Here is a 20,849-nt window from a genome sequence, read left to right on the forward strand (position 1 = left end):
CCATAATCATAATTGATGTTTTGTTTGACATTGTTCTGTTTATAATGAAAAGAAAACGGAGGGATCAATGATGAACTTGGATTTACGGGGAAAAAGAGCGTTGGTGACCGGATCGACGTCCGGAATCGGCAAAGCGATTGCCGCTTCACTTGCGAAAGAAGGTGCGTCTGTCATCATTAACGGACGCCGGCAAGAAAAGGTCAACCAAACAATAGACGAATTGAAAGGCCAATTTCCCGAGGCTGTTCTTCAAGCGGCCCCTTATGACCTTGGCACTGAAAAAGGGTGTCAAAGCCTATTAGCAGCATTCCCGGATGTTGATATTCTGGTCAATAATTTAGGGATCTTTGAACCGGCGGAATATTTCGAGATACCGGATGAGGATTGGTTCCGCTTTTTCGAAGTGAATATTATGAGCGGGGTAAGGCTCTCGCGGAGGTATTTGCAAAGCATGATCGAGAAAAAAGAAGGCCGGGTCATTTTTATTGCGAGCGAAGCCGCGGTTATGCCGTCACAGGAAATGGCTCATTACAGCGCAACAAAAACGATGCAGCTTTCGATTTCCCGGAGCCTGGCAGAGCTAGCGGCAGGTACAAATGTGACCGTCAATACGGTCATGCCGGGCTCAACCTTAACCGAAGGCGTTGAAACGATGCTGAAGACCCTCTATCCGGATGAAAACCTGACAGTCGAAGAAGCGGAAAAGCGGTTTATGAAAGAAAACCGGCCGACCTCTATCATACAAAGGCTGATTCGGCCGGAAGAAATCGCGCACTTTGTCACATTTTTAAGCAGTCCGCTTTCTTCGCCGATCAATGGTGCAGCCTTGCGTGCGGACGGCGGATTGGTCCGCAGCGTCTTTTAAAGGAAAGGCTGGAATGCCCGGCATTCCAGCCACATGATCATCGTTTGGCATAAACATGTTGGAAGACTGCGGTCGCATCCCATGCATTCAAACCGAAGGCTCCATCGGCAAACGTTGAATCCCGGGCGCTTATCACCAATTGATCATCAAGGTAAATATAAAAGTTTGCACCGCGGGCCACCGTTTTCAGGTGATATTTCCGGCCGGTTTCTATCGGTGTGCGGTGTTCGGCAATAACAGAGGCCGAGCCGTCTTCAAATTTGAAAAACTTCACCACGTCATGCTTGGCATCCACATTGGCAAGGTATCCGTTTTTAACATCCTGATCGGCCCGAAACACGAGAGCCCCTGCCCCTCTTCCATTTCCATCCTTTATCGCGACATCTGCTTCATATGTGAAATCTGTTGCTTTTGCTGAAGATAAAATGAACGAATCTCCTTCAGAGCGCCCTTGTTTTCCATCAATCGTATCGGCCCATACACCGTTTACGGTCGTCCAGCCGGTCAAATTTGATTGAAAGGGCGACGCTCCCCATACTTTTTTCAGAGGATGAACCGTCATGGAATTCAGCTTGACAAACCCGTTTGATGCGTATACTTCTAGCCCTTTGCTGGATTGGTCCGGCAAAATAATGTCGGTGATCACCTGCCTCCCGTCGTTGCCGAATACTTCGACTGAAGAGCGGTCGACATAAATGCGCATCTTCACCTTCCCAGCGACCGGTTCCAGCGGGGCCGCATGCTTTCCAGTGTTAAAGTTCGGATTAAAGGAGACGTTTCCGGATTGGCTCCGGTCGACGAACAGTGAAGCGCTGTTTTTGCTGTAGCCGATTTTCGTATACTCGTTTTCCCCTGTTCGGACTTTAAAGCCGAATTCGGCCGCAGCTCCGGTATTTACTTGAAATTCCGCATTGATTTCATAAGCATCGCCTGACAGCCCTTTCAGCAAATTTCCGTTTCGAGGCGAAATGATCTTGTTTTTCCACGTTTGCGATGCTCCCCGTATCGACTGCAGCTCCGCTACCGGAGCCTGAATCATTCTAAGTCCTTCGGAAAACGCTTTCAATTTTACTTCTCTCGGGATCGACATTGCGCTTCTCCACGGGGAAGTGGGAACATCGTTTGCGTATTGCCAATTGCTCATCCACCCTAACCAAAGCCTTCGTCCGTCTGACTTCGGGATATCAGACCAGCTGACAGCTGCGTAGAAGTCTTTGCCGTAATCTGTCCATAGTACGCGATTCGGCGGGTTTTCATTTTTAAAGGTTGTTCCGTCAAAACTGCCGACGAAATATTGCATGCCTGATCCTCCTGAGACAGCACCGTCTCCAACACTGACTTGCATCACCCATTTCGTTTCATTCGGCCTGCCCTCTACAGGAAGCTCAAACAGATCCGGACATTCCCACACGCCTCCATGGCTGCCCTCTCCTTCGCCGAATTCGCTCGCATATGTCCACCGCTTCAAGTCAGGCGATGTATAGATCAGAATTCGATCGCCCCCCGCAAGCAACATCACCCACTTTTTTGTCTGTTCATGCCAAATGACTTTCGGATCGCGGAAATCTCTTTTTCCCGGATTTGGAATGACAGGGTTGCCTGAGTACTTCGTCCATGTCCTGCCTTTGTCATTGCTGTAGGCGATGCTTTGCACTTGTTCCCCGCTCCGGTCCTGCGTATAAATGGCAACGAGCGGCTTCTCCGTCCCTGTTTGAAACCCTGTAGTATTATGCCGATCGACGACAGCGCTGCCCGAAAAAATCGTTCCTTTTTCATCCGGATACAGTGCGACCGGCAAATGCTCCCACTTGACTAAATCTTTGCTTACCGCGTGCCCCCAATGCATTGGCCCCCAGCGCAAGCCATATGGATGATATTGATAAAACAGATGATATTCCCCCGCGTAATACACCATCCCGTTCGGGTCATTCATCCAGTTTGCTTCCGGCGTGAAATGATACTTGGGCCGATGATCCTCGTTATAGTAGTCCGGGTCGGCAGCAGCTGCGGAAAAGGCTTCCGGGAACATCATAGCCCCTATGATCCCCATCTGAATCATTCTCTTTTTCATCCCTTTTCTCCCCTCTTCTTCACACGGTTTTTAGTGACGGTTAAGGCAGGAAGTCCAAACAGCCTCCCCCTTTTTGCGGCCGAATGGACCTGCCTCTCCAAAAGCTAAGAAAAGAACAACTAAATCATTTTATGCCAAAAAGCCAGCCCAATAGCCGACAATCCCGATGATAAAAATACCGAAAATCATGAGAAGAGGATTCACCCCTTTGCGAAGCATCCAGGCAGCGAGCAATGTCAATCCTAGAGGCAGTACCCCCGGCATGATGCTGTCTAAAATGTTTTGCACGGTCTGTACATCGACTTTGCCTGCATCATCCTTAATTCTCGACACGACGATCGGGATATTGATTGTGGTCCACTTGGAAACGAGAGCTCCCATCACAAACAGCCCGAGTATTGAAGCGCCTTCCGTCAGTTTTTGAATGCGGTTCCCCACCAAGTCCTGCAATATTTCCATGCCTTTCACATAGCCGTACTTTAATCCGTAGTATTTAGTGCTTAATCTGACGGCGTTGATTAAAAAGAAAAACAAAAGCGGGCCGGCGATGTTTCCGCTTAAAGCAAGCGACGCTCCCAAGGCCGCCAAAACCGGGCGCAACGTCCCCCAGAAAATCGGGTCGCCCACGCCTGCCAACGGGCCCATTAAGCCGATTTTCATTCCATTAATTGCTTTGGCATCAATCTTTTTATTGTTGGCCATTTCTTCTTCCATCGCAGCGGTTACGCCAAATATCGGCGCGGTCAGCCACGGATGTGTATTAAACCATTCCAAATGGCGCTGGAGCGCTTCGCTCCGTTTTGCTCCCGGACCGTACAGTTTTTTGATCGCCGGAATCATGACGTAGCAGTAGCCGAGCGCCTGTACACGCTCAAAGTTAAAAGATCCGAGCAAAAAGTTTGAGCGGATAAACATACTGAAAATCTCTCTCTTCGTTAATCTTTTTTCTGTGCCCATTATTCGTCCCTCCTTTAATTTTTAAGCATCCAGATCATCGTCATCATCATAAGCGGCCATGCTGCCGTCACTGGCGGCAGCAACCGCCCCTTGAGCATGATTTTTTTGCATCACTTGCTGATATAAAAATGCCAGACAGAGCCCGAGGGCGCCGAAGCCGACTAAATTGAAATCGGTGAACGCGGCCAGCAAAAAACCGATATAGAAAAACGGCTTCAAATACGGAATGTTCATCATGTTGATGACCATCGCATACCCGACAACAACGATAATGCCTCCGCCTATTTGCAAGCCTTTTGTGATGACTTCCGGAATATTTCCCAAAAACGCCTGAACAGCGCTGACACTGATCAGAGCCACGATCAATGTCGGAATCATAACGCGCAGCGCCTGAAACGCCATGGCAGTTATATGCATAATTTCAATTCCTTTAAAATTGCCATCCTTTGCGTATTTGTCGGCGCGGTGAATTAAAAATACGGTGATCGTCCGGACGAAAATCGTCAGCGCCTGACCCGCAGCTGCCAAAGCCACCGCGACGGCGATTCCTTCGCCGATTCCCTGATCGGCGGTAATCACTAAGATAGTCGAAATCACGGAAGCGATGGCCGTATCGGGGGCCATTGCAAGACCGACATTCATCCAGCCAAGCGCCATCAGCTCCAGCGTTCCGCCGAGAATGATGCCTGTTTTCAGATCCCCGAGGACAAGGCCGACCAAAGTGCAGGCAATCAGCGGGCGATGTGTCTGCCCTTCGTCCAATACACTACCGATACCTGTTATAGCAGCGATGACAAGCAGCAAAATGATTTGAATCGTTGACATGCCTTTAGAACCTCCTTCTAGGATTTTGTTGCGTTTCTTAACATCTGCATAAAGTCTTCGCTCGAATCTGACGGCAGCTGCCTCAGTTCCAGCTTCACGCCCAATTCATGCAATTGTTCGAACGATTTGATGTCCTTTTCAGTAACGCTTACCGATTTCGTGATTTGCCTGCGGTTATTCTCGAAACGCATCCCGCCGACATTGACTATTTCGATCGGAACGCCTGCTTCGATTAAGGAAACAATGTCGCCCGGATTTTCGAATAACAGCATTGCCGTCGTATCTTCGTACCGCGGACTGTGGAACGCTTTGGCCATTTTGGAAATCGAAACGGCGCTGGCTTTTACATTTGAAGGTGCAACAGAAAGGATCAGCGTTTTTCTCATTTCGTCCTGTGCCACCTCATTGGAGACAACGATAATGCGATCAGCAGCGTGGATTTTGATCCATCTTGTTAATACTTGGCCGTGAATAAAGCGGTCATCAATTCTTGCCAAAACGATTTTCATTACAATTCATCCTCTCTTCCCTGATTGGACTGACTGAATTTTTCCAATTGCTCGCTGCATATTTGGAAGCATTCCCGGCTCATCTTTTTCAACTGGTTCAGCAGTTGTTTGAGCGGCATATGCTCCCTCAAGCTCAATGCCTCTAACAAAATCGGCAGGTTCACTCCGGCTGCCATATCGAATCTCCGCTCTTTCGCGATGTAAGGGGTCGCTGCGTTATATGGCGTCCCGCCGAAAATATCCACTAAAAAAAGCACCTCGTGTTCCTCCGGAACATCCTTCAGCGTCTGATGATATTTTTCTTGCAGTGTCTGAATGCCTTCCCCTTTCAGAAACGGCACCGCGATCAGGCTCTCCTCTTCTCCGAATATCATCCCTGAAGATTCTTTTAATGCTATGGGAAAGTTTCCGTGGCCGCTGATAATGACTGTAATCATGTACATTTGCTCCTTTCTTTTTTCGTTCGCTTATTTATAATGCAAGTATCGTGCCAACAAAACTGTATTAAGCGTTTTCATTGTATTTCAAGACGAATTATTTTCATATTTGAAACACGTTTAAGCATAAAAATAAACCTGTATTAAAATGGGGGTCCACTTAATACAGGTTTACATGAAAAAATTGCCGATGGGAAACAGCTATAACTCTTCAGCAAAGATGGACGCGATAAACATTTTTTCATCTTCGCTGATCGCAAGACCAAGCTTTTCTTCGTAAGGCTTTAATGTTTTCTCTGTGATGTGAAGAACGTTTTCAAGCTGATCATTCATCTCTTCCTCCTCCGGAAAAGCGATCGGGTTCTGTTTGATCACCCTTTCAAAAGCAAAAGCGGTATGCATGATGACTTTGATCAGCACAGCGTTGCTGAATGTCATACGCAGTTCGTCTTGAACCGTCTGAAGCCACTCCAACAGCATGTCTATCACATGATAGGGATTCAAAAAGACAAGATACTTCTTCAGGCTGTCTTCGCAAAGCTCCTTTACAACCACATTTTCACCGGATAATCCGCCGCTCATCGGGATATCGCCGGTTGCAATCACCTGCTGAATCACTTTTTCCCCTTCGCCTTCAATCAATACTTCTAAAGGGACGTGCGGAGCATCGATTTTAGGGTTCTTCGTGCCAACCGTGGCAAGAATCTCATACGCTTTTTCAATTTCTTTGATGCGGCTTGCTAATTTGATCGATGGCACCGTCAAAATGCTGATTTGTTCATCAGATGTCCTGCTCACGATTGATGTTAAAATCTCTTCGAGCTTCTTCGCCGTTCCGCCGCCTGTTGTGCAAATGGAGACGATCGCCTTCTTTTTGCCTGAGACCCGCGGTTTATCGGCCCATAAATCGATGAAATCCTTTGTAACCGAATCGTAGATGGCGTGCAAATTCAAATTCAAATAATTCACCTTGCGGACGGCATCGAGCACCATAGATGTCGTAACATTGCTGATCGTTTTTATTTTAACGCCCGTTTGTTGTTCAAGCCTGCTTTCCAGCATCGCAAGCGATCCCATGTCGACAAGCATTAAAACGCCTTCTCCTTCATCAACCTGCTTCACTTTCTCCGCTAGGCAGCTGACGATTTCCGAGGGTGAAACGGTCAAAGGCATATCAACCGCAGCGATCGGGGTGCTTCCCAGCAGTTCAGTGGCTACTTCAACCATAGAGCTTGCCGTGCTGTTTCCATGGGCGGCCACGACAATGCCCGTCCTTTTGTTTTCTTTCCATGATTTAATCGACTGAATGAGCATCGTCAAGTAGATGACTTCGATTTCCGGAACGGTTACTTTGAAATATGCTTGAATTTTATCTTTGAAAATGAGTGCGACCTCGTATTCTTTCACATGGGTTTCCCTGATTTCATCTGTTTCCTGCGAATTTAAGACATCAATCTGCTTTCCGCGCTTTAAAAATGCGGCGATGTGCATGCTCAGGAAATAGATGAATTTACGGTCGAACTTGCAGTCAAGCTCATGTTCGGCGACTCCCTTTAATTCTTTCGTCATCTGAATCACGTCGTCTTCAACGAATTTGAGTAAACTGTGGTTTTGAAGCATTTTCTGATTAAAAAAGCTTCTGACGTGCAAATGAATATCCGTTAATATATATTGATTGATTTGCTTTTTTGTTAAGCCTTCTTTATTGAGGATTTTCGCTTTTTCTTCTATGACATGATACAAGTTAAAGGAGTCATCGATTTTCGTTGCTTCATCTTCCACAATCGGAGAGATGATCGTTGTAATGTTGACATATTCAGAAATCATTTTGCTCCGTTCAATATTTTTGCTGCTGGACATCCAGTCCTCTTTGATCTCGTCCGGAAGATCCCGGACGGTCAGTTCAACAACCTCGTCTTTGTCAAGGTTATTTAAAAACCCGTGCGCACAGACCAGCTGTACATTTGATTTCAGCTGCCCGACATTTCCGAATTTTGCAGAATGAATCAGTGCATTATAGACATCGATGTGCACATTTAAGTTTTTTTTGATCCGCTCTGCTTCTTTCCCCAATAAAAACGTTGTCAGCTCCACTCTTTCTCCAAGGGACCGTTCATTGAGCGAAGGGATATGTACGGTCATCGGAATTCTCCGCAAAAATGTCTTCAGCAATGCAGAGCTCGGATTTTCTGTTGTCGCACAGATAAACAGGACTTTTGCCGTTCGTTTATGCTCTGTTTCACCAAGCCTGTTGTATGTGCCGCTGTCTATGAAATAAAACAGCATTTCCTGCCCCTCCGGCGGGAGGCGATGGATTTCATCCATAAACAGAATGCCCCCGTCCGCCTGCTCGACTAATCCTGCTTTGTCTTCACCCGCACCTGTAAAAGACCCTTTTTTATGTCCGAACAATTGAGAGAGCAATAATTGAGGGTTGTTATAGTAATCTGCACAGTTGAATGTGATGAACGGGGAATCGGGCTTCAATATGTCAGAATAAACGGCGAACTGGTAGATCCGATTCGCAAACAGCGATTTCCCCGAACCCGTCGGCCCGAGCAGCAGCATATGCAAGCCGTGCGGAGGATAAAAGACTGCCGCTTTCGCCTGAGAAATTGCCTTTTTCAAGCTCCCTTTAGCCCCGATCATGAGCTCGAGGGGATCGGCGGATATATTGCGCGCCGGCTTTTTTTGGCCGTCAGCCAGCCGCCTCAGTTCTTCAACCTCCATCAACTCTGAATTCCATTTGATGTTCAAGACGTTTTCAACAATTTCCACCGGGATGTAGCGGACGGGGAACGTTTTAATCTTGATCACCTTTTTGGCCCGAACGAGATTGTTTAATTCAAAGCTGACATTGGAACGCTCCATTTGCAGCTGCCCGGCGATTTCTTTAGCCGAATTCCCTTGTATCTTTAAAAGCTGATTGATATTCTTTTCGCGAAAATTATCCAGCAGCTGATGGTAGATTTTATCTATTCTTTTCATATGTATCATCCTTTGTTCTCGATTGATCAGCAAAAGGCTGGGGACTTTCTTGAAGATTCAGAATTCCAAAAGCGTATCACGGGATAAAAAAAGATCTTTTACAGATTGACAACCCCGGTTCACCCTACTTTTATATCGATTAGAGAGAGCTCTCATGACACATTTGGTGTTTTTGCTTCATCGGCATCTATGGAAACACCCTCCCAAAGTAGCAGCTTGTCAATAGTGTATCATCATTGAGAAAAATATTGGTGAAAACATCCTGTATTTTTCTTTAAATGCAAATGTTTTGTGACGAGCTCTGCTGGTTCGAGGTCGCTTCGATATCGTATGGCCGAACGATCGGCTGCCTAAGTCATTAAAAAAAGACCGTTGACGATGAACGGCCATTTTTTCTTCATGATTCATCTCCCTTGAAAATGAACGTTTCCTTTAAAAGTCTGCCTTCGCTTCCTTTTTCCGTCCAAATCATGTCCACTTCCAATTCGGTCGCATTCTCTGCCATAAGCAGATTGCGGTGCTTGACAGAGCTTCCGTGATTTAAGCTTTTGGCTAAAGAAACCGGATTTTCGTGAGGAATGTTCCAAAGCGAAAATTTCGTTGAAGAATTAGGCTCGTTCCGATAGACAAAAATTTCCGCCGAAGCCACATCGTGTCCAATGTTTTTGATTTCGACAGCATAAGTATGAAACGCTCCTTTTTCCGGTTTCGCCATTCCGTTTCCGGCTTCGGCTTTACCGATTTGAACTTCCCATTGTTTTGAAGCTTGTTTAACCGGCAATTCTTCAAACGTCAGCGCTTTCGTTTCAAATGACGGAACAATCAAGCCGAACAGGCACGATGCACATATGAATAACCGCATATTTTTCACTCCTGGATGGTTTATTTCCCCATATGTTTTCCTAATTCATAAATCCTATGTATACCGGCGTTTCACTCCGGCTTCCGGCAGGGTAAATAAAAGGATTGGAGTGATCAAGCAATGCCGCAAAACAATAACAATCGATATGAACTCTTTTTCAAAAAAAGATACAAAGTTCTACATACATTAAACGATTTTCTCATCGGCCTTTTATTCCTTGTCGGGAGCTTCTGCTTTTTCTCCGAGGAACTGAAGCCGGCGGGACTATGGATGTTTGTGATCGGCAGCTTTCAGCTGTTAATCAGGCCGACGATCCGTTTGGTTCATGATTTTCACTACAGAAAGTTTGTTGAGAGCCGGCGTTCCAAATGCCGGGAGTAAACACACCACAGTAAGACCGCTAAGCAGCGCATATAAAAAAGGCCGAATTATATCGGCCTTTCCTCTGTCACACAAGCCACTCCTTACAATCGGCGGCAAGCCGTGCCAACTCGTTCATGAAGGCGCCGGCATGATAGCCGTCACACACGGCATGGTGTACTTGCAGGGAAACGGGCAAAAATGTTTCCCGGCCTTCTGAAAAGTATTTCCCGTTTGTGATAATCGGCAGCAAGTGTTCGCTGTTATCAAGGTTTAAATTGAAGTTTGTAAAGCTCACCCATGGAATAGATGAAACTGAGAACGTATTGGGCGGGATGTCCGGCTTAGCCCAAAGGCCCCTTTTGTCTCCAAAGCGCTCAGCGTCCAGAAGATATTGATGATAAAACTGCGAAAAATCGTCTGAGTATTCCGTCCAGAGGGCGGAAAACGTTTGGTCGTCCTGATGAAAAATCGCATAGCACGGATGCATTTGTTCCCAATAACCCAGCCGTCCTTTGTCATCAAAAGTTGTTCTAAACTCAGGGCGCGAATGAATGACCCTTGATACGATATAAATAAAAGCCGGGTACAGCTTGATCTTCTTTTTCTTGAGCAAGGCGAGCAAATTTGTCACATTGACGTTTGCCGTGATGCTGAAAGAACATTTCGCATCCTTCATGTAATGGTCAAAATAGGATTTTCTATACCAAGTGTCAAGCTCGATTGTTTGAAAATTCATGTTTTACCTCCTAAAATATAGATTTTTATTTTAGGAGGACTGCTTCACTGATTTCGGCAATATTCTCACCTCATCCTGTATTGTAAATGAATTGTAGCGCGTTTCGGAGGCCGAAGCAACCGATCCCTCCTTCTTTGTATTCTTGCTGTGCCGTTCTCCGTCTCTCACCCCCGGCTGTCATTTAGGTTATACTGACATATATCGGGGTGAAGATATGAACAGCAAATCACGATTGACGCCTGAAATGTGGCGGGCAATTACGGAAAACGATTCCGCCTATGACGGAGTTTTTTATTACGCGGTCAAAACGACCGGCATATTTTGCCGCCCATCCTGCAAATCGAGAGTTCCGCAAATCGACAATGTGCAGATTTTTTTCAATGCAAAAGATGCTTTATCAGAAGGGTTCCGCCCCTGCAAACGCTGCAATCCCGCCGGGGCGCTGCTGCCGGATGAAGAGCTGGCACAGCGGGTAGTGCAAATCATCGAGAAATCTTATCGCGATACGCTGTCTCTGCAAGCTTTGGCTGACAGGTGCCATATCAGCCCTTTTCACCTGCAGCGGACATTTAAACGAATCAAAGGCGTCTCGCCGGCAGAATACATCCTGCAGAAAAGGATTGAGAAAGCGGTCGATTTGCTTGCTCATTCAGAACGATCGATCGCAGAAATCGCTTCAATGGTAGGCATTGCGAATGCGGAATATTTTGCCTCTTTGTTTAAAAAGAAGACTGGGCAATCGCCGACGTCGTACCGGCAAATGAAACGGAGGTAAACATATGGACGATCAAATCGTATACTGGCGTACGCTTATTTGCCGAGGTTGGCAGATTCACATTGGGGCGACTGCCCGCGGGCTCTGTTTTACAGGGGGATGGAATCAAGGCTTCGAGGATTTGGCCGCTTGGGCTGAAAAAAGATTTACACAGCCAGTTTTCATTCGGGATGACAAAGGATTGGCAGAATACGCCGAGCAGCTGCAGGCGTATTTGAACGGCAAGCGGACTCATTTCAGCTTTCCTGTCGACCTTGCCGGCACGCCTTTTCAGCTGGCAGTGTGGAAGGCGCTCTCCGAAATCCCTTACGGCAGCACTTGCTCCTATTTCGATATCGCCGAGCATATTGAAAAGCAGGCCGCTGTGCGGGCAGTAGGCGCGGCGATCGGCGCAAATCCGCTGTTAATGGTGGTGCCTTGCCATCGGGTTATCGGTAAAAGCGGGCAGCTCACGGGATACCGGGGCGGATTGGATATGAAAAAAGAACTGATGATGATGGAGTCCGGCGGTGTAACCGCACAATTCAATTAAAGCCCCGTTCGAATGTCGAACGGGGCCGTTTTGTTAAAAGTCAAAGTTATCGGGATCAGGGCCGACACGGGTGTTTTCATTCAGCGCGTCAATTTGCTTCATTTCCTCGGTGGTCAGTTCAAAATCAAATATGTCCGCGTTTTGGGCAATCCGCTCCGCTTTAGTCGACTTCGGAATCGTAACGACCCCGTTTTGCAAATCCCAGCGCAAAATGACTTGGGCCGGTGTCTTGCCGTACTTGTCCGCGATATCTTTCAGCAGTGGATGGCTGAGCAATTGGCCTTGCATCAGCGGCGACCATGCTTGCAGCTGGATGCCGTGCGCACGGCAAAACGCTTGCAGCTCTTTCTGCGTCAGCCGCGGATGATACTCAACCTGGTTGATCGCCGGTTTGACGGCGGCATCTTTCAGCAAGTCTTCCAGATGGTGAATCTGAAAATTGCTCACTCCGATTGCTTTTACGCGTCCTTGTTCATAAAGTGTTTCAAGCGCTTTCCACGCCGCTTTGTAGCGTCCTTCAACAGGCCAGTGGATCAGGTATAAATCAAGGTAGTCAAGTCCGAGCTTTTCGAGACTCGCCTCATAGGCTGCAATCGTTTCGTCATAGCCTAAATCGTCATTCCAGACCTTTGATGTAACAAACAGGTCTTCTCTTGAAATGCCGGCTTCTTTCAACCCCTCGCGGATTCCTTGCCCAACCCCCTCTTCATTACCGTAGATGGCTGCGGTATCAATACTGCGGTAGCCGTGTTTAATCGCCGTTTTTACGGCTTGTACCAGTTCGGGCCCTTCTTCTACTTTAAATACGCCAAGTCCAAACCAGGGCATAGCTGTCCCGTTATTCAATTTGATTCGATCTTGCAAATTTTTTGCTGTCATCATTTAATTGGCCTCCTTATATTTTGTATGCGTCATGCGCAGTTTTCCTTTAAAGCTTGATTTTGTTTTTGATCATTTTGTTTTTGATCATTTCGTTCCAGCGCCCTGCTCCAGCCTGTCAGCACGACGGCGCCGAGCACCATCAAAGCTCCCACCCATGGAGTGTGAATCAATCCGATCGATTGTGTGATGGCGCCTCCTGTATAAGAACCGATCGCTATACCGGCGTTGAACGCCGCAATATTGACAGCTGATGCGACATCAACCGCCCCTGGAACAAACCGTTCAGCCAGAATCACCACATAGGACTGGAGCCCGGGGACATTCATGAAGGCTAAAAATCCCATCAGCATGATGACGATAAAGCCCGCTGCCTGATAAGGAACAGCCGCCGTTAAGATGAGAAGCACAGCCGCCTGGGCGATGAACATATAGAATAATGCAGTAAGCGGTTTTTTGTTGGCCGCTTTACCTCCGATAATATTTCCGAGCGCGACGGCAATGCCGTAAGCAAGCAAAATGACGGCAACAGCTTCCTGTTTAAAGCCCGTCACATGCTGAAGCAGCGGGGATAAATACGTAAAGACAACAAATGTCCCTCCATAACCAAGCGCCGTAATGATGAATAAAAGCAGCAGCCGCCCATTGGTCACAAGCTTCAACTGGCTCTTGAAAGACGTTCGGACGCCTTTCGGCAAATCGCCCGGAACAAGTAAGCTGTTGGCGATAAACGCCAGTGCGCCGACAGCGACGATCGCCGCAAAAGCAATCCGCCAGCCGAACTGCTGACCGAGGAACGTGCCGATGGGAACTCCGGTAATCATTGCAATCGTCAGCCCGGTAAACATGATCGATATCGCTCCGGCTCTTTTATCCGCCGGGACTAGGCTTGCCGCAATCGTTGAACCGATTGACATAAATACGCCATGAGAAAACGCCGAAATCACGCGGGCGGTTAATAAAACACCGATGCTTCCGGCACATGCCGCAAGCCCGTTGCCGATCATAAAAATGAGCATAATCACCAGCAGCAGCGCTTTTCTCGGCATACTGGATGTGACAGACGTCAGAACAGGTGCGCCGACTGTTACGCCCAGTGCGTATAATGATACGGTCAGTCCTGCCGTCGTCACCGAAATATTCATGTCTTCAGCAATTAAAGGCAGAAGCCCCACGCTGATGAATTCGGTCGTGCCGATGGCAAATGCGCTGGCCGCCAAGGCTAAAAGCGCTAATATACTGCGTTTTTTATCATGAACAGAGGTCATTCTTTTTCTCCTTTCTTTTTTAAGGTATAGCAAATGGCTGCCGGCTAATGATATTATGGTACATATCATCTGCAAAAAAAAGTACGCACTTTTAAGTGTGATAGGAACCAAAAAGTGAGATAGGTACTTTTCGGTACCTATGGATTGGAGGAGAACATGAAGCCGAAAAAGTATAATATATCTGTCGAAGCTACACTTGAAGTGATCGGCGGGAAATGGAAATGCGTGATTTTGTGTCACTTGACGCACGGCAAAAAACGCACGAGCGAGCTCAAGCGGCTGATGCCGAACATTACGCAGAAAATGCTGACCCAGCAGCTGCGCGAACTGGAGGAGGACGGCGTCATCAACCGGATCGTGTACCAGCAGGTGCCGCCGAAGGTCGAATACGAACTCAGCGAATACGGATGGACGCTTAAAGACATTTTGGATTCGCTGTGCTCCTGGGGCGAAAAACACATTACAAAAGTGTATGGAGACAAATTTGCTGTTTTGGAGGACAGCGTGCTGAATGAACAATTAAAGGAAACATGATAAATAAGTGGAGGTCAGGATGGGAAAATGGTTTCTTTCCGGAGGCGGAGATGCACACCAAACCGAACAGCTGGATCGGCATTTTGCCCGGAGCATCTGTCCTCATAAGCCATTATTGTATATTCCGATTGCCATGGACGCCGACAGGTATGATGACGGCTTCGACTGGATCAGCCGGCTCTTTCACCCGCTCGGCATCAAAAACATTGTCATGTGGACGGATGTCAAAGGTAAAACCGTACACGATTTAGACGTGTTTTCTGCCGTATATATCGGCGGAGGAAACACGTTTCGTCTGCTAAAACAATTCATCGAATCGCATTTTACCGCGGTTTTAAAGCGCTATGCCGAAAGCGGCGGCGCCATTTACGGCGGAAGCGCCGGCGCCGTCATTCTCGGAAAGAACATTATGACTTGCTCTTATATGGATCGCAACGCTTGCGGATTGCGGGATTTTAACGGCTTAAAGCTCCTCGGAGACTATTCGGTTTGGTGCCACTACAAGGCTGAACATGATCCGCTGATTAAAAGGTTTAGGAATGCTTTTGGCACTCCCGTCATCGCCTTGCCAGAGGAAACAGGAATCGCAGCAAGCACTTCAGACATCCGGGTCATCGGAACAAAGCCCGCCCGTATGTTTAAAGAAGACGGCGCAGTATTCGTCTCAGATCAATTTGTTTTATAAAGCAAAAAACGCTTCGGCTCATCAGCGAAGCGTTTTTCTTGTTTTTGCGGATGCAAGCCGTTTGACCAGGCGTTCCGTCAGAAAAAACACGGCTAAGCCTAAGCCTAGCAAAAAAGAAAAATTCGCAATCAACGGCTCATGATCAAAATATTCAAAAGTACTATTTCCAAAAAGTATCACGGCCCAGAAAATAAAAGCCGCACGGCAAGCTGCATCTTCGGCTTTTTTCCTTTTGGGTCTGCATCTTTAAAAAACATCACAACGCCCCCAAGGAGACTCCCACACCCCAATCTGCTGATTTCTTTCGCACTTACTGTGTTCTTATCCCCTCTTCCGTTTCATAAAACCGCGCCAGCTCCACAATCATCGCTCCCATCCGTTCGAGATCCGGAGCGAGAAGGCGTTCGACTCCTTCTTCTCTTAAAGCTTCTGCCGTCACTTTTCCGACAGCGGCCGCCAACACGCTGTCTTGAAAAGATTGAACAATTTTCTCCGCATAGCCGTTTTCTTTCGCGAAATGAAAAAGCGAGCGGACTTGGACAGCCGTTGTAAAGCAAACCGCATCCACTTCACGGTTGATGATCTCGCTGCATAATAAAGCGACGGTTTCCCGGTCTGGAGCAACATGCCGATACGGCAGAAGCGGAACAGCGTCTGCACCTTTCTCTTCCAAAAACTGAAGCAGTGACGGAGCGTTTTCGCCGTGGAGCTGAACCATCACCCGTTTGCCGGAAAAATCGTGGGATTGGAGCGAGTCGATCAGTCCCTTGGTCGTGCCGTCTTCATCCGCCGCAACGGGCGTAATGCCGAGCTTTTTTAAAGCGGCGATTGTTTTGTAGCCTCTCGATGCCGCTTTCGCCCTGCGGATCGCTTGTAAATAGCGCTCTCCGATCCCAAGTTTCTCAGCTAGGCTGACAAGCGTTTCCGTCCCGATTCCGGTCGTGAAAATCACCCAGTCGGCTCCCGTTTCAACGAAGGCACGCAAATCAGGGCCTACTTCTTTTTCGGCCAAAAACACGGTACCCTGAAGGGAGCGAATGAGGGGAACCCCGCCTTGCTTTTTGATCAGCGTGCTCATTTCATCCGTTTTTCGCGATGCTCCGATGGCAATTCTTCTGCCGTTCAATCCTTTTCCCAATGCAATCCCTCTTTTCCGTAATCTGTTTTTTGTCAATGCAACTGTTTACTAGCATCTTCCAAATGAGATATGATTGAATTATCTAAAAATAACAGGAGGTTTTTTCAATGCATTCTCAATTTGAAACCCGAGCCGAGCATTTGACGAAACATGCCCGTTTTTTCGAGTATACCACTGCCTCTGACCCGATTGGAAGCGGAATAATCAGCCCGGTTCCTGTGAAAGAGTTCGGGCCTGAATTGTATGAGACAGGTGAAACGCGGATCATCCCGCTGGACATTTCCGAAGAACTGAAGACGGATTATCCCGCTTCAAGCCCTTCCCTTCTCGCCCACTTCATCAAGATTCGTTCAGGCGACACGATACACACTGCCCCCCGTGCGACAAGCGAACTATATTACATTGTCAGCGGCGCAGGGAAAACCGAAACGGGCGAAGATACGATTCACTGGCAGAAAGGCGATTTTTTGACTTTGCCTGCCGGTTCAGGCAGCCGGCATACCGCAGCAGAAGATGCAGCCATTTATTACATCACCGATTCACCTCTCCTGAATTATTTGGGCGTAAAGCCGTCGGAATCCCGCTTTCAACCAACTCTCTACACCGCTGAACAGTCAAAAGCAAAATTGGCTGAAGCGGCCGCCGCTCCTGACGCCCGTTATCGCAACCGCATTTCCGTTCTCTTGAACAATGAAATATTCGATCAAACGCTGACGATCACCCATGTATTGTGGGCAATGTTCGGCATCGTGCCTCCCGGCTCCAATCAAGCTCCTCACAGCCACAAGTCGGTGGCTCTCGATTTTGTCGCCTATGCCGCACCCGGCACGTATACATTAGTCGGAAGCAAAATCGATCCGGCCACAAAGGAAATCATTGATCCGAAACGAATTGACTGGGTAACCGGAAAAGCCTTCATTACACCGCCGGGATTATGGCATTCCCACCATAATGAGTCAGATGAAGCCGCCTATATCATCCCCATCCAAGATGCGGGCCTGCAAACGTACCTCCGGACACTGGATATTCAATTTCAGCATTATGAAAAATGAAAAAGCGGGAAGCCGGATCATTCTTTTCGGCTCCCCGCTTTTCTATTTATTTTTCGCTTTCTTGGAAATCATGTCGGCGATTTCTTCGGCCTGTGCCTGAACAGCGTTTGGATCATACGGCCAAAATCTGTCCGGATCGAGGAAAAAGACCTTGCCTTTTTTCACCGCGTCAAGCGATGCCCAAACCGGATTGTCCTGATCAAGCTTTCCGTTGTATGATTCGTCGACAAATATGTAGTCTCCGGCATATTTCGGCAGGACCTCGAAAGATATGGCTTTATATCCGTCAGCTGTATCAATTGCATCCTTTTTAACAGATTCAGGCGGCGTCAGTCCCAGCTGCGTATAGATCGCTTCTCCGCCCCGATACCCGTATGCCCCGTAGACATATAAAGATTTTGCATATGCGCCGATTAAAGAGAACGTTTCACCTTTTACAGATGCATCTTTAATTTTCGCGCGGGCGGCTTTCATTTTTTGATTAAACGTTTTTGTCCACTCCCGAGCTTCCTTTTCCTTGCCGAGCAGCTTGCCAAACGTTTTCATTTCATCGCGTGCATCTTTAAATGTGCCGAACGGATAGACGACAGTGGGAGCGATTTTTGACAGCTTTTCATATTCTTTTGAATCGTTCGTCATCGATACGATTAAATCGGGTTTAAGCTCAAGAACTTTTTCCACAGATACTGAAAAACCGTCTTTTCCCCCGATATCCTTTATTCCTGAAACTTGATCTTTAATATAAGGACTTCCAAGGTACTTTCCCGTTTCTCCAAGCGGCTTGATCCCGAATGCAAGCATGGTTCCCGCATAGCCAATCGTCACGACGCGCTTCGGATTAGCCGGTACAGTGACATTTCCGTTGATGGTTTTCACCACTCTTGTTTTCTCTTCATTTTTCTCTGATGCAGCCTGTTTCTGGCCGCTTTGACAGCCTGAAAGAAATACAGCGAAAGCGAGTAAAAGGGTGAATATATAAGAATATTGCTTTTTCGTCATATTTAATCCTCCAATTGATAATAATTATCATTATCAATATACAGGATATTTGTCATCTTGAGAAGTCCTTATTTGAGTTACGGCTGATCAGACCGTTCGTTCCGGCGATAGTATTCAATGACAAATTCTTTAAAGTTGCGTGCCGCCGGCGACAAATAATGGTCTTTCAGGACGGCGAGACCGATCGTCCTCTCAGAACGGTAGTCTGACACTCGGCAAAATGCCACTGGAGAATGGACGTGCTCCGCCGTTTTCGGCAGGATTGCTACACCGAGCCCTGCTGATACTAGTCCCAAAATCGTCGACACTTCTTCCCCTTCAAAAGCAAGCTTCGGGCTGATGGACAGTCCCCGGCACATTTGATCAAACACATATCGAAGACCATAGCCCGGCTTAAAACAGACAAAGTCTTCGTGTGCAATCGACCGGATCGCGACTTCTTTCCGATCTGCAAGCGGGTGGTCGGCTGGAAGCACCAGATAAAGCTGCTCAGTATCCAACACCGTCCATTCAAGATGCTCGTTTGGAAGCGGCGGAGAGCTGAGGCAGATATCAGCTTCGCCCGTCTCCACCATGTGCTGAAGATGTTCATTTGCGGCCTGATACAGACGGAAAGCAACATTCGGGTATTTCTTTTTAAATTCGGCAATCAGCTGCGGCATGAGCCGCGAACCAAGCGTATGCAAAAATGATACCGAGATTTCCCCGGCATTCGGATTGACGCTTTCCCTGATTTGCTGAACGCCTTCGTCAAGGGCAAGGCGGGCCTGCTTCGCTTTGATGAGGAACTGCTCGCCGTACTTTGTCAGGCGGATCGATTTTGTTTTTCGAATAAACAGCGGGACGCCCAATTCTTCTTCAAGCTTTTTGATCGACCTGCTCAAAGCCGGCTGGGAAATCCGTTGTTCCAGGGCTGCTTTTGTAAAGTGTTTATGCCTGCTCACGGCAATAAAATGGTCAATTTGATAGAGTTCCAATCCTCATCCGCTCCTTCATAAATAAAACGCATGATGATGATAGTTATTATAAATTAGACACATCACAAATGAAAGCGTACCATGAAACATAGATTGTCATTCTAGAAAAGAGGAGCTGCCATGACCTACATACAGCCGCATTCGAAGGATTATCACAAAGCGAGCATCGCCTTATTCATCAGCGGTTTTGTGACATTTGCCACACTTTACACCACACAGCCGCTCATGCCTCTGTTTGCGGAGGAATTCGGCATATCGGCGGCAGCTGCAAGCTTAACTTTATCCATTTCAACAGGCATATTGGCTTTTGCATTGCTCACGGCAGCAGCTTTATCTGACGGGTTCGGCCGGAAAACGATTATGGCAATATCCCTGTTTGCGACATCAGTGCTCGGCCTCTTGACCGCCTTTAGTCCGAACTTCGCGGCGCTCTTGGCGATGAGAGGGCTGCTTGGCTTTTTCCTTGCAGGCGTGCCCGCGATCGCCATGGCTTATGTCGGAGAGGAATTTGATCCGCGAGGGCTCGGCAAAATGATGGGGCTATACATTAGCGGCACAAGCCTCGGAGGAATGAGCGGAAGGCTTTTGACCGGCCTTTTGACAGACTTGTTCAGCTGGCGCGCGGCGCTAGGAATCATCGGGGCATTATCAGTACTATTAAGCTATTTGTTTTGGATTTTGCTGCCCCGGCCGCAGCACTCCGCTAAGCGAAAAACAAGTGTGAAAAAAGCGAGCTTGGCCTACGGCGCCGTCTTGATGAACAAACGGCTGCTGTCAATCATTTCACTTGGATTTCTATTAATGGGAAGCTTTGTTACGCTGTTCAATTATATCGGGTTTCAGTTGATGGGACCTCCGTACAGACTCTCTCAAACTGTCATCGGGTTCATCTTTATCGTTTATTTGGCGGGGACGCTCAGTTCTGTCTATATGGGGAAGAAAGCCGATCGTTTTGGCAGCCCGTTGATGCTGAAAATCGGGATTGCCATTATCGCAGGAGGCGCATTGCTTACGCTTCTGCCTCAGCTTCCTCTTAAAATTGCCGGAATCGCTGTTTTTACATTTGGATTTTTCGGGTCGCATTCGATCGCAAGCTCCTGGGTCGGGCAGACGGCCGGCGAACAGCGCGTTCAAGCTTCCTCCCTTTATTTGCTGAGCTATTATCTCGGCTCAAGCTTAGCGGGGTCTTTCGGAGGCTTCTTCTGGACCCATTTTAAATGGCCGGGAATCATCTCATTCATTATCGGGCTGCTTTTGATCGCTTATCCGGTCATTTTCTTTGCCGAAGCCAAAAGAAACAAACGGCAAGACAATTCACAGGTCCGAAATAAAAGCTAAACTTTCTTCACCGCATGCCGATATTTAAATCAAAGCCAGCATGGCGATTCCTCCTGAAG

21 protein-coding genes are annotated in these 20,849 nt (G+C 47.6%); 8 read left to right on the forward strand and 13 right to left on the reverse strand.

Translation table 11 applies throughout. The features are described from left to right. The first annotated feature begins 70 nt into the window (after nt 1-70). Nucleotides 71-865: an SDR family NAD(P)-dependent oxidoreductase gene (locus KI350_RS01290; RefSeq protein ID WP_011198151.1), complete on the forward strand. Its 795-nt coding sequence runs from the start codon at nt 71-73 to the stop codon at nt 863-865. 37 nt (nt 866-902) lie between these two features. Here the strand turns inward: KI350_RS01290 and KI350_RS01295 are convergent, their stop codons facing one another. From KI350_RS01295 to KI350_RS01325, 7 genes are all read right to left on the reverse strand, one after another. Next, complete coding sequence (locus KI350_RS01295; RefSeq protein ID WP_107661758.1) at nt 903-2,936, reverse strand: glycoside hydrolase family 32 protein; 2,034 nt, start codon at nt 2,934-2,936, stop codon at nt 903-905. Between the two features lie 129 nt (nt 2,937-3,065). Beyond that, nucleotides 3,066-3,893 carry a PTS system mannose/fructose/sorbose family transporter subunit IID gene (locus KI350_RS01300; protein ID WP_003183830.1) on the reverse strand — a complete coding sequence of 276 codons (828 nt, stop codon included), beginning with the start codon at nt 3,891-3,893 and terminating at the stop codon, nt 3,066-3,068. A 21-nt stretch (nt 3,894-3,914) separates the two neighbouring features. Further along, nucleotides 3,915-4,718: a PTS mannose/fructose/sorbose transporter subunit IIC gene (locus KI350_RS01305; RefSeq protein ID WP_009327813.1), complete on the reverse strand. Its 804-nt coding sequence runs from the start codon at nt 4,716-4,718 to the stop codon at nt 3,915-3,917. Nucleotides 4,719-4,735: 17 nt separating this feature from the next. Beyond that, nucleotides 4,736-5,227, reverse strand: coding sequence for a PTS sugar transporter subunit IIB (locus KI350_RS01310; protein ID WP_009327812.1), 492 nt, complete (start codon nt 5,225-5,227; stop codon nt 4,736-4,738). Beyond that, on the reverse strand, nt 5,227-5,664 hold the full coding sequence (locus KI350_RS01315) for a mannose/fructose/sorbose PTS transporter subunit IIA (RefSeq protein WP_003183836.1): 438 nt from the start codon (nt 5,662-5,664) through the stop codon (nt 5,227-5,229). The genes KI350_RS01310 and KI350_RS01315 overlap by 1 nt, the downstream gene beginning before the upstream one ends. A gap of 201 nt (nt 5,665-5,865) precedes the next feature. Continuing rightward, nucleotides 5,866-8,652: a sigma-54-dependent transcriptional regulator gene (locus tag KI350_RS01320; RefSeq protein ID WP_003183837.1), complete on the reverse strand. Its 2,787-nt coding sequence runs from the start codon at nt 8,650-8,652 to the stop codon at nt 5,866-5,868. A 397-nt stretch (nt 8,653-9,049) separates the two neighbouring features. Beyond that, nucleotides 9,050-9,514 carry a hypothetical protein gene (locus tag KI350_RS01325; protein ID WP_003183839.1) on the reverse strand — a complete coding sequence of 155 codons (465 nt, stop codon included), beginning with the start codon at nt 9,512-9,514 and terminating at the stop codon, nt 9,050-9,052. A gap of 120 nt (nt 9,515-9,634) precedes the next feature. Between KI350_RS01325 and KI350_RS01330 the strand changes: the two genes are divergently transcribed. Then, nucleotides 9,635-9,895 carry a YrhK family protein gene (locus KI350_RS01330; protein WP_003183841.1) on the forward strand — a complete coding sequence of 87 codons (261 nt, stop codon included), beginning with the start codon at nt 9,635-9,637 and terminating at the stop codon, nt 9,893-9,895. 67 nt (nt 9,896-9,962) lie between these two features. Here the strand turns inward: KI350_RS01330 and catA are convergent, their stop codons facing one another. Continuing rightward, nucleotides 9,963-10,613: a type A chloramphenicol O-acetyltransferase gene (gene catA, locus KI350_RS01335; RefSeq protein WP_016885515.1), complete on the reverse strand. Its 651-nt coding sequence runs from the start codon at nt 10,611-10,613 to the stop codon at nt 9,963-9,965. A 214-nt stretch (nt 10,614-10,827) separates the two neighbouring features. On the opposite strand from catA, the gene KI350_RS01340 reads away from it, so the two are divergent. Continuing rightward, the gene (locus KI350_RS01340) at nt 10,828-11,388 is read left to right on the forward strand and encodes a bifunctional transcriptional activator/DNA repair enzyme AdaA (RefSeq protein ID WP_016885516.1); all 561 of its coding nucleotides are present in this window, start codon (nt 10,828-10,830) and stop codon (nt 11,386-11,388) included. Nucleotides 11,389-11,392: 4 nt separating this feature from the next. Next, nucleotides 11,393-11,920 (forward strand): methylated-DNA--[protein]-cysteine S-methyltransferase, encoded by a 528-nt coding sequence (locus KI350_RS01345; RefSeq protein ID WP_069500642.1) that lies wholly within the window; start codon nt 11,393-11,395, stop codon nt 11,918-11,920. Between the two features lie 33 nt (nt 11,921-11,953). On the opposite strand, the gene KI350_RS01350 is transcribed toward KI350_RS01345, so the two are convergent. After that, nucleotides 11,954-12,802 carry an aldo/keto reductase gene (locus KI350_RS01350; protein ID WP_003183850.1) on the reverse strand — a complete coding sequence of 283 codons (849 nt, stop codon included), beginning with the start codon at nt 12,800-12,802 and terminating at the stop codon, nt 11,954-11,956. Nucleotides 12,803-12,831: 29 nt separating this feature from the next. Next, nucleotides 12,832-14,067, reverse strand: a complete 1,236-nt coding sequence (locus tag KI350_RS01355) for an MFS transporter (RefSeq protein ID WP_212930420.1) — start codon at nt 14,065-14,067, stop codon at nt 12,832-12,834. A gap of 156 nt (nt 14,068-14,223) precedes the next feature. Here KI350_RS01355 and KI350_RS01360 point away from each other — a divergent pair, with 156 nt between their 5' ends. Together KI350_RS01360 and KI350_RS01365 are read left to right on the forward strand one after the other, a co-directional pair. Further along, nucleotides 14,224-14,601 (forward strand): winged helix-turn-helix transcriptional regulator, encoded by a 378-nt coding sequence (locus tag KI350_RS01360; protein WP_016885519.1) that lies wholly within the window; start codon nt 14,224-14,226, stop codon nt 14,599-14,601. Nucleotides 14,602-14,620: 19 nt separating this feature from the next. Further along, nucleotides 14,621-15,286 carry a peptidase E gene (locus tag KI350_RS01365; RefSeq protein ID WP_009327807.1) on the forward strand — a complete coding sequence of 222 codons (666 nt, stop codon included), beginning with the start codon at nt 14,621-14,623 and terminating at the stop codon, nt 15,284-15,286. A 310-nt stretch (nt 15,287-15,596) separates the two neighbouring features. Here the strand turns inward: KI350_RS01365 and KI350_RS01370 are convergent, their stop codons facing one another. Further along, the gene (locus KI350_RS01370; RefSeq protein WP_016885521.1) at nt 15,597-16,424 is read right to left on the reverse strand and encodes a uroporphyrinogen-III synthase; all 828 of its coding nucleotides are present in this window, start codon (nt 16,422-16,424) and stop codon (nt 15,597-15,599) included. A 107-nt stretch (nt 16,425-16,531) separates the two neighbouring features. On the opposite strand from KI350_RS01370, the gene KI350_RS01375 reads away from it, so the two are divergent. Next, the gene (locus KI350_RS01375; protein ID WP_003183859.1) at nt 16,532-17,476 is read left to right on the forward strand and encodes a cupin domain-containing protein; all 945 of its coding nucleotides are present in this window, start codon (nt 16,532-16,534) and stop codon (nt 17,474-17,476) included. 42 nt (nt 17,477-17,518) lie between these two features. On the opposite strand, the gene KI350_RS01380 is transcribed toward KI350_RS01375, so the two are convergent. Together KI350_RS01380 and KI350_RS01385 are read right to left on the reverse strand one after the other, a co-directional pair. Continuing rightward, nucleotides 17,519-18,475: an ABC transporter substrate-binding protein gene (locus tag KI350_RS01380; RefSeq protein ID WP_003183861.1), complete on the reverse strand. Its 957-nt coding sequence runs from the start codon at nt 18,473-18,475 to the stop codon at nt 17,519-17,521. A gap of 77 nt (nt 18,476-18,552) precedes the next feature. Beyond that, entirely contained in the window at nt 18,553-19,452 is a 900-nt protein-coding gene (locus KI350_RS01385; RefSeq protein ID WP_025808043.1) for a LysR family transcriptional regulator, read from the reverse strand. Between the two features lie 120 nt (nt 19,453-19,572). On the opposite strand from KI350_RS01385, the gene KI350_RS01390 reads away from it, so the two are divergent. Next, nucleotides 19,573-20,790 (forward strand): MFS transporter, encoded by a 1,218-nt coding sequence (locus KI350_RS01390; RefSeq protein ID WP_003183865.1) that lies wholly within the window; start codon nt 19,573-19,575, stop codon nt 20,788-20,790. Nucleotides 20,791-20,849: the final 59 nt, after the last annotated feature.

Source organism: Bacillus sp. J41TS8 (assembly GCF_018333035.1).
In the GTDB taxonomy this organism is placed as follows: domain Bacteria; phylum Bacillota; class Bacilli; order Bacillales; family Bacillaceae; genus Bacillus; species Bacillus paralicheniformis.